Annotated in this window: 10 protein-coding genes; 4 read left to right on the top strand and 6 right to left on the bottom strand. The window is 64.4% G+C overall.

Translation table 11 applies throughout. From position 1 onward, the window contains the following. The first annotated feature begins 168 nt into the window (after positions 1–168). Both AC3WJB_RS10375 and AC3WJB_RS10370 read left to right on the top strand, forming a co-directional pair. Complete coding sequence (locus tag AC3WJB_RS10375) at positions 169–561, top strand: nuclear transport factor 2 family protein (protein WP_492681267.1); 393 nt, start codon at positions 169–171, stop codon at positions 559–561. A gap of 108 nt (positions 562–669) precedes the next feature. After that, positions 670–1,164 (top strand): hypothetical protein, encoded by a 495-nt coding sequence (locus AC3WJB_RS10370; protein ID WP_492681265.1) that lies wholly within the window; start codon positions 670–672, stop codon positions 1,162–1,164. Between the two features lie 126 nt (positions 1,165–1,290). On the opposite strand, the gene AC3WJB_RS10365 is transcribed toward AC3WJB_RS10370, so the two are convergent. Beyond that, entirely contained in the window at positions 1,291–1,707 is a 417-nt protein-coding gene (locus AC3WJB_RS10365; RefSeq protein WP_492681263.1) for a VOC family protein, read from the bottom strand. A gap of 747 nt (positions 1,708–2,454) precedes the next feature. Between AC3WJB_RS10365 and AC3WJB_RS10360 the strand changes: the two genes are divergently transcribed. Beyond that, positions 2,455–3,021, top strand: a complete 567-nt coding sequence (locus tag AC3WJB_RS10360) for a hypothetical protein (protein WP_492681261.1) — start codon at positions 2,455–2,457, stop codon at positions 3,019–3,021. 85 nt (positions 3,022–3,106) lie between these two features. Here AC3WJB_RS10360 and hutU read toward each other — a convergent pair whose 3' ends face one another. Both hutU and AC3WJB_RS10350 read right to left on the bottom strand, forming a co-directional pair. Then, entirely contained in the window at positions 3,107–4,777 is a 1,671-nt protein-coding gene (hutU, locus tag AC3WJB_RS10355; RefSeq protein ID WP_492681259.1) for a urocanate hydratase, read from the bottom strand. An 82-nt stretch (positions 4,778–4,859) separates the two neighbouring features. Then, on the bottom strand, positions 4,860–6,752 hold the full coding sequence (locus AC3WJB_RS10350) for an HAL/PAL/TAL family ammonia-lyase (protein WP_492681257.1): 1,893 nt from the start codon (positions 6,750–6,752) through the stop codon (positions 4,860–4,862). Positions 6,753–7,262: 510 nt separating this feature from the next. Between AC3WJB_RS10350 and hutC the strand changes: the two genes are divergently transcribed. Next, positions 7,263–7,994, top strand: coding sequence for a histidine utilization transcriptional repressor HutC (hutC, locus tag AC3WJB_RS10345; protein ID WP_492681255.1), 732 nt, complete (start codon positions 7,263–7,265; stop codon positions 7,992–7,994). 54 nt (positions 7,995–8,048) lie between these two features. Here the strand turns inward: hutC and AC3WJB_RS10340 are convergent, their stop codons facing one another. The 3 genes from AC3WJB_RS10340 to AC3WJB_RS10330 all read right to left on the bottom strand — a co-directional run bounded on the left by AC3WJB_RS10340 (position 8,049) and on the right by AC3WJB_RS10330 (position 14,870). Next, complete coding sequence (locus tag AC3WJB_RS10340) at positions 8,049–10,679, bottom strand: M14 family zinc carboxypeptidase (RefSeq protein ID WP_492681253.1); 2,631 nt, start codon at positions 10,677–10,679, stop codon at positions 8,049–8,051. 164 nt (positions 10,680–10,843) lie between these two features. Next, complete coding sequence (locus AC3WJB_RS10335) at positions 10,844–11,647, bottom strand: HalD/BesD family halogenase (RefSeq protein ID WP_492681251.1); 804 nt, start codon at positions 11,645–11,647, stop codon at positions 10,844–10,846. 85 nt (positions 11,648–11,732) lie between these two features. Next, complete coding sequence (locus tag AC3WJB_RS10330; protein WP_492681249.1) at positions 11,733–14,870, bottom strand: WD40/YVTN/BNR-like repeat-containing protein; 3,138 nt, start codon at positions 14,868–14,870, stop codon at positions 11,733–11,735. Positions 14,871–14,881 lie beyond the last annotated feature (11 nt).

Here is a 14,881-nt window from a genome sequence, read left to right as displayed (position 1 = left end):
CACGGGCCAGGTTCGAAATAGTGCTCAGGGGAAACGTCATGGGCGTGACGCCGAAAAGTGCACTCTGGCCCCCTGGTTCAGACCCAGCGGTCAATCGCGCGCAGCCTTTCACTTCGCCAAGACCTTCACGCGCGCAGCATTTCCTCCCCCTATTACCGGAGACGGCCCGTGGCCAAGCCCAGGCAGCCGAATGAGATAGAGAAGCTGGAGCGTGCGTTTTGGCAGTCGATGGTCGACCGCAAGCCCGATGTCGCCACCGGCATGCTCACCGAGCCGTCATTGATGGTCAGCGCACATGGCGTCATGACTTTCGACCATGCGGCGTACACCCGAATGGCGAACGATACAAAGCACAAGGTGGTTGGCTACGACATTTCCGGGCTGGAAGTTCTGTTTCCGAGCGACGAGGTCGCCATCGCCACCTACCGCGTGCACCAGAAGACAGAGATGGACGGCAAGCCGATGGAGATGGATGTCGTCGACTCGTCCACCTGGGTCAAGCTTGGTGGCGCCTGGAAGTGCGCCGCGCACACCGAGTGCCAGGAAGCCGCCAAGGCGTAATCGAATGACGGTCTTGCGGCTGTCTGGTACACCATCCTCCGGACCGCGTTCAGGAGGTCGCTGACGAGTTTCAAGACCGGTTACGCCGGCAATGCCATGCCGGTGCGCATGGCGATCGAGACCCGCGACTGGGCGCAAGCCGCGGAGCTCAGTCCCCTACCCGACTCCACGCCGCAAGTGGCCGCGCTAGTGTGGGGGGCGCGCGCCCTGGGCAAGCTGCGTGCCCCGACGCCGGTCTCCGCGGACGCGGACATCCGTCAGCTTGCGGCCTGTCGTGAGGCGCTGGACGCGGCGCACGACGCCTACTGGGCGGCGCAAGTAGATGCGCTGCTCAAGTCCGCCCAAGCCTGGCGCCTTGCCGCTGCAGGCGAAAATGCCGCCGCAGTCGTGGCGATGACGGCCGCCGCCGGCGAGAAAGACGCGCTCGAGAAGCTGCCACTGACGCCGGGCCCCATCGTGCCCGCACGCGAGCAATTGGGCGAGATCCTGCTAATGACCGGCAAGGCAAGCGAAGCACTGGTTGCCTTCAACGCGGCCCTGGCGCTGGCGCCGGGGCGGTTGGGAGCGCTCAGAGGCAAGGCCGATGCCGAACGGCGCCTCTGAATGAGCCCGGATAAAGAGCGAAGCAAGCCAGTGTTAGGTTCAGGCACCGCCGGCCCCAAGAAATTGTCCCGGGCGCCTTTCCCCAACACTGACTGGCACTTGAGTGGCTCTGGCCCGATTAGCCTTTCACTTCGGCCCTTTCATCTCGCAGTTGACCATCCAGCTCACGCCGAAGCGGTCCACGCACATGCCGAAGCGTTCCGCCCAGAAGGTCTTCTCCAGCGACATGGTGACCTTGCCGCCTTCGGATAGGGCGGCAAAGGTACGCTCCGCCCCCGCCACGTCCCCAGCGTTGACCGACAGTGAGAACCCGCCGAAAGGCGAGCCGTACTGCGGCGGGCAGTCCGCACCCATCAGGAGCGATCCGTCCGGGAACTGCAAGGTGGCGTGCATGATCTTGCTGCCATCGCCGCCAGGCGCCTGGTCGGCCATCGGCGACTCCGCCCAGGTCGTGGAGTACAGGCATTTCGCGCCAAGCACCCGCTGGTAGAAATCGAAGGCAGTCTTGCACTCGCCAGTGGGGAAATTGAGGTAAGGGTTCATGGTCAGCTCCGTGGTTGGGGAGGACACGGGAGGATTGTGCGCGTCTGGCGGTCAAAGGTGCGTGGCGAACGCCGGAAACCGGAACCAGAGTCGACTTTCCCTATCCGAAATGGATACCGGGCACGCATTCGACGACCGACTCCATCGACGTGCTGGCCGGGCTGACGATTACCGCAATCGGTCCCCGTTTTGGAGCAAAACCTCGCGACCGCCGACGTCAGTCGGGCTCATGACCTTGAGTCCGCAGGTAAGCCCAGCCGGCCACGCCGGCCCCAAAAAAAACCGGCGCCGTATTCCCAAAGCTCCACAGGTCCACGAGATTACCGTTGTTGAGCGTGAACATTACGCCCATGAGATCCAGGAAGCCGCCGAAAAATGGGTAAACCGGGGTACCGTCTATCAGGCAAAGCAGCGGCGAGCCGTACGGGTAAAAAGGTCGTCGTACTGGCGGCTTTTGTAAGGAATATCGACATCACTCTGATGCGATGGTAGCGCTCGAAAAGTCGCAAATGTCTCCACCAGCGGCCTGAAACACGGGTTCGCTGCCAGGATGGTAAACAAACCCCAACTGTGATGTGGGTTCCCGGCGAAGACGGCTCTGATCGTGACTCTCCAGATTCACTTCCGAACGAGGGATAGGTGAACCTGCTCCCGTTTTTGGTAGCACTTGTTCCGGTGCCGTTGGAGGCACAGACTCACGCCGGGAATCCAGGGTCGGCCACCATCCGTCACTGCGAGGAGACTGCCATGTCTACATCCCGTTTGATGAATCGATTCACGGTTGCCGCGACGCTGCTCGTTGCCATGGGCAGTGTGCAAGCGGCGAACAAGGCGATGCCGAGCGACGCGCAAATGATTGCGAGTGCGATGCGCGCCGCACCAGCCCACGTCGCGAAAGACGCCACGATCGTGGCCGTGGACGCGACCGGAAAGATGCGCACGCTGCGCAAGGGCAGCAATGCGTTCACCTGCATGCCAGATAGCCCGGCGACACCCGGGCCGGACCCGATGTGCATGGACAAGAACGCGATGGCCTGGGCACAGGCGTGGATGGCGCACCAGCCGCCACCACCCGGAAAGCTTGGCCTGATGTACATGCTGGAGGGTGGTACGGACGCCAGCAATACCGATCCGTTCGCGGCAAAACCGGCAGCCGGCAATCACTGGATCAAGACCGGCCCGCATCTCATGATTGTCGGTGCGGACGACGCGTTCTACGCCGGCTATCCGAAGAATGCAGACCCGGACACGAGCGCGCCGTACGTCATGTGGGCGGGAACGCCGTATCAACACTTGATGGCGCCGATCAAGTAAATCACGCACGTCGGAAACCGGGGTCAGAGTCGACTTTCCAAAGCGCTCCCGTAGAAGAAAAGAAAGCGCACTCTGACCCCCTGTCTCACACCATCGGCAGCTTCAGCCCCTGCTCCTTGGCGCAGGCGATGGCGTCTTCGTAACCGGCGTCCGCGTGGCGCATGACGCCGGTGCCCGGGTCGTTCCACAACACGCGGGCGATGCGCTTGTCGGCCTCGGGCGTGCCGTCGCAGACGATGACCAGGCCGGCGTGCTGGGAATAGCCCATGCCGACGCCGCCGCCGTGATGGAACGACACCCAGGTCGCGCCGCTCGCGGTGTTGAGCAACGCGTTCAGGATCGGCCAGTCGCTGACGGCGTCGCTGCCATCACGCATGGATTCGGTTTCGCGGTTGGGCGAAGCGACCGAGCCGGAATCAAGGTGATCGCGGCCGATCGCAATCGGTCCCTTCAGTTCGCCGCTGCGCACCATGGCGTTGAACGCGAGGCCAAGCTTGTCCCGCTGGCCGAGACCGACCCAGCAGATACGCGAGGGCAGGCCTTGCCAATGGATGCGCTGTTCGGCCATGTCCAGCCAGTTGTGCAGGTGCTGGTCGTCCGGGATCAGCTCCTTGACCTTGGCGTCGGTCTTCAGGATGTCCTCGGGATCGCCGGAGAGCGCGACCCAGCGGAACGGACCGATGCCGCGGCAGAACAGCGGCCGCACATACGCCGGCACGAAGCCGGGGAACGCAAACGCGTCCTTGCAGCCGACGTCGAATGCCATCTGCCGGATGTTGTTGCCGTAGTCGAATGTCGGGATGCCCTGCGCGTGGAACGCGAGCATGGCTTCGACGTGGACCTTCATCGATTGCTTGGCGGCGTCGCGCGTACCCTCCGGGTCGCGCTGGCGCCGCTCGAACCACTCCTCCACCGTCCAGCCTTGCGGCAGGTAACCGTTGACCGGGTCGTGCGCGGAAGTCTGGTCGGTGACCGCGTCGGGTTTCACGCCGCGCCGGACCAGCTCAGGCAGCACGTCGGCAGCGTTGCCGAGCAAGGCCACCGATTTCGCCTCGCCCGCCTTGGTGTACTTGGTGATGCGCGCCAGCGCGTCGTCGAGGTCGGTCGCCTGCTCATCCACGTAGCCGGTCTTCAGGCGGAAGTCGATGCGCGACTGCTGGCATTCAATCGCCAGCATGCAGGCGCCGGCCATCACCGTGGCCAGGGGCTGTGCTCCACCCATGCCGCCGAGGCCTGCGGTGAGAACCCACTTGCCCTTGAGATTGCCGCCGTAACTCTGCCGGCCCATCTCGGCAATCGTTTCGTAGGTGCCCTGGATGATGCCTTGCGAGCCAATGTAGATCCATGAGCCGGCAGTCATCTGGCCGTACATCATGAGGCCCTTGCGGTCGAGCTCGTTGAAGTGCTCCCAGGTCGCCCAATGCGGCACCAGGTTGGAATTGGCAATCAAGACGCGTGGCGCGTCGGTCGTGGTCTTGAAGACGCCGACCGGCTTGCCGGACTGCACCAGCAGCGTCTCGTCCGGGTTCAACTCGCGCAGGCTTTTCAGGATCGCGTCGAAGCATTCCCAGTTGCGCGCCGCGCGGCCGATACCGCCGTACACGACGAGCTCGGCCGGATTTTCGGCGACCTCGGGATCGAGGTTGTGCTGGATCATGCGGTAGGGCGCCTCGATCAGCCAGTTCTTGCAGCTGAGCTGGCTGCCACGCGGCGGATGGACGACCCGGGTCGGGTCGTTGCGGGTTGGTGTGTCCATGGGAATCTCCAATCACAAAGTCTCGGTATCGTATTGCCGGATTTCCGGTGAGCAGCCGTCGATCGGGCCAGGCGGCGCGCCCTCAGGCCCGGAAGGCATCATCGGCAACCAACGCACAGGCGGCGCGGACATCGCCATCGAGCGCGCGATCGCGATGCAGGTAGGCAATCTTGTCACGCACCACCGCATGCGCATGGCGCACCCCGGCGCCAGCGTGGAATTCGCCTGCGTCGACCAGGGCCTTGGCCAGTTGCTGCACGTCACCCACGAACTGCGCGTAATCGGCGTCGCCTTCGCGCGGAGCGTTCGCCACCTTCGCCGCGAGCGCCTGCCAACCACCGCGCCGGGCCAGCCGCTGTGCCGCATCCAGCATGGCCTTGCGGCAATCCAGTGCCTGCGCAGCGGTGAAGAGCTCGAGCGCGAGCACTCGGCCCAAGTCAGCCGTCATGTCCAGCACTTGGCGCGCCTCGTTCGCGCCCATGGAGACATGGTCCTCGGCATTTGCGCTGGTCGGGATGGAATACACGCAAGCCGGATGCGCGCGCGTCGCCAGGTCGTTGACCAGCGCCGCGGCAGTGTATTGGATGATCATGAAGCCCGAATCGGTGGCGTCCTCGTTGCCGGTGAGGAACGCGGGCAAGCCATCGTTGGTTGCCGGATCCACCAGCTTGTTCAAGCGCCGCTCGGAAATCGACGCCAGGACGGGAATGGACGCCTTGAGGTAAGCCAGCACCAAGGCCAGCGGCATGCCGTGGAAGTGCCCGGCGGAGATCACCTGCTCCTCGATGTTTGGCGCGCCGGCGTTCTCCGGGAACACCAGCGGGTTGTCGGTGACCGCGTTCAACTCGACGTCGATGACGCGGCAAGCCTGGGCCCACGCATCGCGCACCGCACCATGCACCTGCGGCATGCAGCGCAAGCTGTAGGCGTCCTGCGGCTGCACCTTCTTGCCACCCTTGAACGGCAGGAAGCGACGATAAAACGCCTCCCTGCCCTGGCGCTCGCCCGCCGGCACCCAGTCCCAGCGGATGTCGAAGCCGAGCGCCTGGTCGTCGGTCTCGCGCCAGGCCCGCGCGCTCCATTTCTGGAACCGCGGTACCAGGTGATAGGGAATGTCCATCAAGGTGGAACCGGCCAGGAGTTCACGGACGTGGGCTGCCGCAGCCACCTGCCCCGGATGCGGACGCAAGGCGTGGACGTCGGCACGCAGCGCGCCGCTGCGGCCGGCAAACGCGTCCAGCGTCATCGCCGCCGCCTGGTCCGCCGTATCCAACAGGCGTTCCACCGCATCCAGCGCCAGCACCGCCATGGCGAGCATCTGCGCCGTGCCGTTGTTGAGCGCGAGGCCTTCCTTGAAGGACAGATGCACTGGCGCCAGGCCTGCGCGGCGCAGCGCTTCGGCGCCCGGCAGCCGCTCGCCGGCATAGAACGCCTCGCCTTGGCCCAGCAGCACGATCGCCAGATGCGACAGGGGCGCGAGATCCCCGCTGGCACCCACGGAACCCTTTTCCGGCACCACGGGCACGACGCCGGCGTTGAGCATGGCAGCCAAGGCCTGCAGCGTGCCCACGCGGATACCCGAGTGCCCGCGCATCAGGGTGTTGATGCGGATCGTGAGCATCGCGCGCACGACGTCGGCGTGCATGGGTTCGCCCACGCACACGGCATGGGTGATGATGAGGTTGTGCTGCAGCTCTTCCATCAGGCTGCCCTGGAACGCGTCCGGCGCACGGCTGCCGCCCAGGTCGTCGCGCACGCGATGGTTGCCGAGGAGCTTGTCCGCGTTGCTGCCAAAACCGGTGGTTACGCCGTAGGTGGGTTCACCGCAATCGACCTTCGTCGCGAGGAAGTCCGCGGCGCGCTGTACTTGCTGCAAGCCACCGGCATCGAGCATCACCTTGGCGCCGCCACGTGCGACCGCTACCAACTGCGCGCGAGTCAGGCTGCTGCCATCCAGAACAATTGCGTCACTCATTGCACCTTGGCTCCTTCGGCTGGATCATCCGACCCGTGCACCCATCATGAACCGTTGCTTCCTTGATGGCTGGTCGTGCGCCATCACGGGCGTCTGCCGCGGCCCGCCAGCGACCTCGTCACCGCGACCTGCATCACACTGTGGGCCGCGTCGGCGCGGCGGGTTGGCGCACTGCGGAAGATAATCCAACGGGGCTCTTTTGTCTATACAATAAATGTCGTCGGCAAGCCGGCAGGGCGGCTATGGTGCGGCAGTGACACACTCCCCAAGGCTTGCTGCTGCGCGGCCGGGCATCGCTCGCCGGCCTGCCACGACCGCGGCAGCTCGCGGGCAAACCGGAGTACCATGCCGCGACCACAAACCATCACACGCGACGGCCCGGCATAATGGCGTCCGTCCGGCATCGGCGACGCGCAAGCCAGCAACCGGCGGCAGGTCGTCGGGCGGCTGCCTCGCCCGCGTCGTCCACCCGAACAGGGGCGTCCCGAGCTTGAACGCAGGAAGCAAATCATGGTGAAGGCCCGGCATCCGCAAAGTCTGGGACAGACGATACGCAGCGACCTGGAGCGCAACATTGCCAGCGGCAAATGGCCGCCCGGCTACCGCATCCCGTTCGAGCACGAGTTGATGGCGCAATACCAGTGTTCGCGCATGACCGTGAACCGGGTGCTGTCCCTGCTGGCCGAGAAAGGCCTCATCGAGCGGCGGCGGCGCGTAGGCTCGTTCGTGCGCAAGCCGAGCAGCACGATCGAGTCGGTCGCGCTGGACATTCCGCACATTCCCGTCGATGTTGCCTTGCGTGGGCACGTCTACAGCTACCGCTTGCTCGGGCGCCACGTACGCAAGCCGGCCAAGGCGATCCCGCACGAGCTCGAACTTGCCCCCAAGGGCAGCTTGATTGCCGTCGAATGCCTGCACCTGGCGGACGACAAGCCGTTTGCGCTGGAGAACCGCGTCATCAACCCCGTGGCCGTGCCGGTGGCGCTCGAGGAGCCCTTCACGGACCAGGCGCCCGGTACGTGGCTGCTGCAGAACATCCCCTGGAGCCGCGCCGAACACCACATCCGGGCGATCAACTTGGGCCGCGCCGCGGCGGCGCGCCTTGGAGTGCGCGTCGGCACGGCCAGCCTGCTGATCGCGCGGCGCACCTGGCTCGGCAAGACACCCATTACCTATGTGGAACAGATGTTCCTGGGCAATTCGTACGACCTGGTGGCCCATTTCCGTCCCATCGCCCGCTGAAACCATGATGACGCGGCCGGAGTCGGGCTCCGGCCGCGATCCCGGCAATGCTCCTCAATGCAGGTACAGGGCATTGAACAACAGCTTGAACGTGCCCTGTGACTGACCGCGGAACTGCGGTGCAAACCCGTACAGGATCACCCTGCCCTTGCCATAGGAAACTTCCAGCGCGGCCGCCAGGCCTTGCAGGCGTTCCGGATGCAAGGCAAAGCCGCTTTGCAGCGCGCTGCCAGTCTTGGGATAGGACGCCAGCACCTTGCCCTGGAAGCCAGGCTTGACGGTGAACGCCGGGCTGTTGAAGAACATGACCGACGGTCGCGCCTTGACGCCCGCGGTGAGCGGCGAGGCCTGGCCGAGGTCGACGGCAAACAGCGCGCCGGCGCAGTAGAACTCGGTGTCGGCCAGGCCGGCCAGGGCATTGCCCACGGGCAAGCCGAACAAGTCGATGATCGCGTTTGCCGAGTGGTCCATCGCGACCAGGGTGCCGCCGTCGTTGACGAAGGCTTTCAAGGCCGCGACGCCCTCGGCATCGATGCCGCCGGAATATTTCTCCGGCATCGAGCCTGGCTTGTACGGGCCATCCACCAGGCGCTGCGTGGGTTGCTGCCCACGCCCGGCCATGTCCGGCAGCACGATCACATCGAGCTTGCTGTGCAGGTCGCCGGCGCGGATGTCGGCGTTGTACAGCTCCTGCGGCTGGAAGCCATACTGCTCCAGCAGCCATTGGGTCCAGCCGGCGTCCATGGCGGCCTCGTCCTGGCCCCACGGCCGGTAGTTGCCGACGCGGGCCATGCGCACCTGGCCGCCCGGGGCCTGGTCGCCAGCCACCGGGGTGGCGTTGACGCCCTCGCGGGCAAGGATGTCGCCGAGCGTCTTGTCATCGACGCCGCGCAGGACCATCGATGCCTGCTGTCCGGCCGCGCCATCGACGAACGCCACCTGGCCCTTGGCCTGCAACACCGCGTTTGCCACCTTGTAGCTGGCATTGCTGGCGTGGCTGATCGCGTAGGCCGCGCCAGTTCCATGCAGGCCGCCTTCAATCTTCGCCTCGGCGACCCGGGTCAGGGCGGTGCCGATGTCGGCAGGCAGCGGCGCCTTGATCGCGACGGTGTCGACCCCGAACTGCAGCGGCAGCGTCCAGCCGGTCACGTCATACGGCAGCTTCTTCGGCAAGCCGTCCTTGTCCAGGAACGCGTGCGGGTACTGCTGCAAGCCGAAGAGCTCCTCGACCAGGCCGGCAAACGGCTGGTCCATGCGCACCACCCAGGAGCCTGCCGGAACCTGCGTGTCGCCCAGGGTCAGCGCGGACTTGTTCTGGTAGACCTCGACGCCTTGCAGGATCAGCTTCTGCGCAAGCAGCGCCGCGCTTTGCGGATCGCGCTGGCCCGCCGGGATCACGTAGGCGTACAGGCCTTGCCCGACGTAGCGCTTGGCCGTGTTGGTTGCCGCCAGGTAACGGTCATACAGGATGGACTCGCGCTTGTTCACCGCGGTCATCAGCGTCGACATGGATGCCGTCAACATGTAGTTCTCGGTATCGCGGAAGCGCCAGACCCCACCCTGCCAGGGCATGGAGTAGAAGATCAGCGGCTTCAGGTCGCTCCATTCGCGTGGAAACGTATCGGCACGATAGTCGATGGGCGTTGGCGTGTTGTGCGTGGTCTCGGTGAAGTAGGCCGGCGTGTGGCGGAACTCGGCGATGTAGTCGAGGTAGCCGGGATACCAGTTGTCATAGTCATTCTGGGCCAACGCACCCGTCTTCCCCTCCTCACCGAAGCGGGTGAGCATGTCGATGCCGAGATTGGTGGTCCACATGCGCACCAGCGGATCGATATTGGCGGAGATCGGGTCGGAGAATGGCGGCACCCAGATACGCGGCGGGTACTGCTGGGCTCCGGGCTGGTGATGGGTGTACCAGATGGCCGGGGAATTCTTCTGTTGTTCGGCGATGACGACCTGGCTCTCGATCATGTTGAGCATGTAGCCATCGCGGTTGTTGTCGTGGCTGACGTACTTCTGATACACGTACGGCATCGGCTCATCGATGATGGTGGTGGGAATGGCCTCGTCCTTGCCACGCCGCTGCAGTTGGTCGCGGTACCAATGCACTTGCATGTCCATGCCATCCGGGTTGAGCGTGGGCCACAGGATCAGGATCACGTTGTCCATGATCTTGGCAACTTCCGGATCATTCGGCTCCGACAACAGCTTGTACGCCAGCAGTGGCGGCAGCTGATGGTCGGCGAGTTCGGCCGCGTGCAGGCCGCCGTCGATGTGCACGATGATCTTCGAGGTCCGCGCCAGATGCCGAGCCTGCGCTTCGGTCAGTTGACGTCCATCGGCGAGCTTCTTGGAGGCATCGACGTACTGGTCGAATTTGGCCAGGTTCCCGGGGCTGGAAATGATCGCGTACTCGAAGGTCCGTCCCTCGCTCGACTTGCCTGCCGTAACCATCTTGATGCGGTTGGAGGCCTTGGCCAGGGCATGGAAATACTTGACCGATTCTTCGTAGTCGGCCAGGTAGTAGTCGTCGCCCGGGGTATGCCCCAGTATCGATGCCGGGGTCGGCACCGGTCCCGTCTCCTGCTCGGCCTGTTGCCGGGAACAGGCCGCCAGCATCAGCGTGCCAACGCCGATGGCCAAGGCCGCCACTGCCGCGCGGATCCCCGTTCTAAAGCTCTGCATGCCTATTCTCCCCAACGTCTTGCCAGGAAACCGCGCTCAAGCCGAGCGCGGCCGGTCAAGGAAATCCACGCCGCCGGGCGACGGCATGGACGCTCCCTCATGATGGTGACCGAGCTCCATCGTTGCCCGGCACTGTCGCCCACGACAACCCCGCTCCGCCGCCATTACGAAACCCGGCCATAGAACAGCTCGGAGGTCAGTGGGCTGAGCTTCATGCCCGGACGTTCCCCATAGGTCAGGACCGAATTGATGCGCGGCCGCGTGCCCTTCACCAGCTTGACCCGGTGCATGGCGTTGTGTCCGTGGAACAGGGCGAACGTCCCCGGTGCCGAGGCTTGCTCCTTCACCACTCCGCGCGCGCGCCCCTGAAGTACCTCGGTGATGCCCGCGTAGTTCGGGTCCGCATCGGAGCGCAGCGCGGGAACGTATTCAAACTCGCCGCCGGCCTCGGGCAACTGGTACATCACGGTGACGGAGAACTCGCTGTTGTCGAAGTGCCAGCCGAGTTCCTCGCCAGGATAGAAGCGGGTGATCTGGAACGCGTCCAGCGGATCGGCGCTGCGATAGAGCACGTCCTTGCCCAGCGCCGCCGCCACGAACCGGGTGAGCTCGGGCGACTCATACAGGCGCCGCATCGGCGCGTCGGCCGGAATGTAGTCGTAGGCAATGCCGTGTTTTGCCGAACGCTCGAGATGTGCCCGCGGGTCGGTTGCCGGCAGGTCCTTGGCCGGTGGCGTGAAGTAGATGTTGTGCGGCCGGTCGGTCACCCAGGCCTTGGCGGCCACCTCGCCGGAGATGCGCACCATGTCGGCAATCGCCTCCGGCAGGAGGAAGCCGGCCAGTGTGCAGCAGCCGTCCAGGGCAAGCTGGGCGCGGCACCAGGCCACGAGCTCGCGGCCGCGTGCGCCGTCCAGGTCATGGACAGGATATTTGTCGATGTCCACCACGCCTTCATAGGCCGCCACCATGTCGTTCTCCTGCCCCCAAGGGGTCTCCAACCAATCAAAATTGCTGCCAGGGCGCAGGCGTGGCTGGCCTCTGGCAGCGGGATACCTAGCGTGCGGTTGAGCCAATCACCTGGTTGACCGCGTCGATGTCCTTTTGCAGCTTCGCCTTGCCGGTTTCCGCTGCCGCGGCCAGGGTCGCAAAGCCCTCCTGGTTCACCGGCCGCAGCGGCGTAAAGCTGCGGTCGACTTCCAGGCCAAGCATGGCCAGGCGCTCGGTCACTCGCGTTTCCACCACCAGATCGCCCTCGCTGGACTGGATGTCCAGGTTGACCATCTCGGCGATATCGCGATCGAGTGCGGTCGCAGTCGACTTGGCCCGGCTGGCGGAGAGATGTCCCGCAGTCACGGCCCGTTGCAGGCGGGTGCGCGCGGCCAAGGCTTCATTGAGCCGGGCGTTGAGGCTATCGATAGCCTGGTTGATCTGCATCGCCAGGTCGAGCCGGGCCTGCATCTGCGCCTGCGTGGTATCGAGACGCGGATCGAGCTTGACCTCGAACGGTTGCCTGGATATGACGGTGTCGCCATAGGTCAACGTCACCGCATAGGTTCCCGGCGCGATCGTTGGCCCCACGATCTTGTCGACGCCATGTTCGGTGACGAAGAAGCCGTCCACGTAACGCGCAGGCGCATGGCGGAAATCCCAGGCAAAATGATTCATCCCCGCGTGCAGTGGGGTTGGCGGCTCGTTTTTGCCGTCACTCAAGCCACGTGGCAACACTTCCTTGTATGGCAGGTCATAACTGCGCACGACCGTGCCGTCCGCCGCAGTGAAGGTGAGTTTGGCCGGGGTACCTGCCTGGTAGGACTGCGGCAGGTAATAGAACACGTCGGCCACGGCCGGCCGATTCTCGCCACCCACACTGCCGCCGCCAAACCCAAAACCTGCGCTGCGCTTGACCAGCCACGACTGTTGGGGTGCAAACAGATAGGCCTGGTCGGATGCCACCTTGGCACTGTCCAGTTGTTCCACGAACGCCAGGTTGTCCAGGACCCACGCGCCGCGGCCGTGGGTGGCGATCACCACTGCATTCTGCGGGCCCTGGATGGCAATGCTGCGGACCACGACGGGCGGCAGGTTGAGCGCAAATGACTGCCAATGCGCGCCAGCATCCAGGCTCAGGTAAACCGTCTTGCTGCTGCCGAGGAACAACAGGCTTGGGTGGTTCGGATCCTCGCGGATAGTTTCCAGGTACTGATCGCCTGGCACGCCTTCGGTGATCGGCTGCCAGTGCTTGCCGTAATCCGTGGTCCTGTACGCGTACGGCTTGAAATCGTCCCACATGTAGCGACTGGCGACCACGTAGGCGGTGCCGGCATCGGCATGCGATGCATCGATGTCGGTGATCGTGATCCAGGTCGGCAGGCCCTGCGGGGTCACGTTGTCCCAATGCGCACCCCCGTCACGGGTGACATGCACCAGACCATCGTCGGATCCGGCCCAGATCACCTCATCGGTCTTGGGCGACACACTCAATGCCGAGACGGTATCGAAGAGCTCGGCCCCGGATATATCGTGGCTGATGGGGCCGCCGGGGAGCGTCTGCTTGCTCTTGTCGTTGCGCGTCAGGTCTGGGCTGATGCGCGTCCAGGTATGCCCGGAATCCGTGCTCTTGAGTACGTATTGGGTGCCGGTCAACAAGGTGTTCGGCGCATCGTGCAGGAACACGTTCGGATGCCGGATCCAGCCGCCGCGATATTCCATCTCGGAGGCAGGCGCGCCGTTGTAATAGATCGGTGACGGATCGATGCTGCGGTCGATCCCGCGCCGACTATCCAGACTGTCCATGAGCGTGAAATAGCCATTGCCGAACGTGATCCAGTGCTTGTCGGGTTGCGGTACCACCCAACTGTTCTCGCCGCCGGCCGCGCGATCCCACACCGGAGGGATCTTGCCGCTGGCGACCGCACTCGGACCGACCCAAGCCCGGTTGTCCTGCTGCGCGACATAGATGTTGAACGGGAACTGGTCGTCCACATTCACGTGGTAGAGCTGCGACGTGGGTTGGTTGGTCTGCGAACTCCAGGTCGCGCCGCCATCGCGGGACACCGTGGCTCCCTGGTCATTGGATTCAATGAACAGTCGGGTGTCGTTCGGATTGATCCACAAACCATGGTTGTCGCCGTGCGGCGGGTGCAGTTGCTTGAGCGACTTGCCACCGTCGTGGGACACGTACAGGTTCACGTTCGGCAGGTAGATCGTGTTGGCGTCCTTGGGGTCGACGTAGACGCGCATGTAGTAGAACGCGCGCTGGGTGAGTTCGTCGTCGCCGTTGACGAACGCCCAGGTCTTGCCGGCATCGTTGGAGCGGAACAAGGCGCCAAAGTGACCCTGGTAGTTCGCCTGGATCAGGGTGTAGACGACGTTGGGATCACTGGGTGCCACCGCGATCCCGGCTTTGCCGATGATGCCGGCGGGCAAGCCCGGGTTGTGCGTGATGTTGGTCCAGTGCGCGCCGCCATCAGTGCTCTTGTAGATGCCGCTGCCTGGTCCGCCGCTGGAGAACGTCCAGGCCGCACGGGATGCCTGCCACGCTGTCGCATACAGCGTGTTGGGGTCAGACGGGTCCATGGCCATGGTGACCACGCCCGTCTGGTCGTTGATGTAGAGCACCTTGTTCCAGGTCTTGCCGCCGTCGGTGGTCTTGAACACCCCACGCTCGGGATTTGGCCCCCACACGTGGCCGAGCGAAGCGGCATAGACCACATCGGGGTCCTTTGGGTCGATGAGGATCCAACTGATGGTGTGGGTGGCATCCAGCCCGACGTGCTGCCAGCTCTTGCCGCCATCCACCGACTTGTACATGCCCTCCCCGGTCAGGAAGGTATTGCGGATGTCCGATTCACCGGTGCCGACATAGATGATCTTTGGATCCGATGGCGCCACCGCGATCGCGCCGATCACATTGTTGGTGAAATGGCCGTCCGAAATGTTCTTCCAGCCCTGGCCGTAATCGTGGGTTTCCCAGACCCCTCCGTCAGTGGTGCCCATGTAGAAGTGGTTCGGTTCGTTGGCTATTCCCGCCACCGCAATCGAGCGCCCGCCCACGTAGGGCCCAACGCTGCGCCACTGCAATGCCTGTACAAGCTCGCTGGTGGGTACGGGAGCCGCCAAGGCAAATGTCGTGACGAGGGCCGCACAAACCAGAAGGGCGAATCTCAGGGAATAACGATTGCGTCGTTTCATGACGGATCCTC

The organism is Rhodanobacter sp. FW510-R10, from assembly GCF_058781105.1.
This window is presented reverse-complemented; position numbering and strand designations above follow the sequence as displayed.

Excerpts from the sequence above, each read along its gene's own strand:
- AC3WJB_RS10350 (WP_492681257.1), bottom strand. The coding sequence starts at position 6,752 with ATGAGTGACGCAATTGTTCTGGATGGCAGCAGCCTGACTCGCGCGCAG.
- AC3WJB_RS10370 (WP_492681265.1), top strand. The coding sequence starts at position 670 with ATGGCGATCGAGACCCGCGACTGGGCGCAAGCCGCGGAGCTCAGTCCC.
- hutC (WP_492681255.1), top strand. The coding sequence starts at position 7,263 with ATGGTGAAGGCCCGGCATCCGCAAAGTCTGGGACAGACGATACGCAGC.
- AC3WJB_RS10330 (WP_492681249.1), bottom strand. The coding sequence starts at position 14,870 with ATGAAACGACGCAATCGTTATTCCCTGAGATTCGCCCTTCTGGTTTGT.
- AC3WJB_RS10340 (WP_492681253.1), bottom strand. The coding sequence starts at position 10,679 with ATGCAGAGCTTTAGAACGGGGATCCGCGCGGCAGTGGCGGCCTTGGCC.
- hutU (WP_492681259.1), bottom strand. The coding sequence starts at position 4,777 with ATGGACACACCAACCCGCAACGACCCGACCCGGGTCGTCCATCCGCCG.
- AC3WJB_RS10365 (WP_492681263.1), bottom strand. The coding sequence starts at position 1,707 with ATGAACCCTTACCTCAATTTCCCCACTGGCGAGTGCAAGACTGCCTTC.
- AC3WJB_RS10335 (WP_492681251.1), bottom strand. The coding sequence starts at position 11,647 with ATGGTGGCGGCCTATGAAGGCGTGGTGGACATCGACAAATATCCTGTC.
- AC3WJB_RS10360 (WP_492681261.1), top strand. The coding sequence starts at position 2,455 with ATGTCTACATCCCGTTTGATGAATCGATTCACGGTTGCCGCGACGCTG.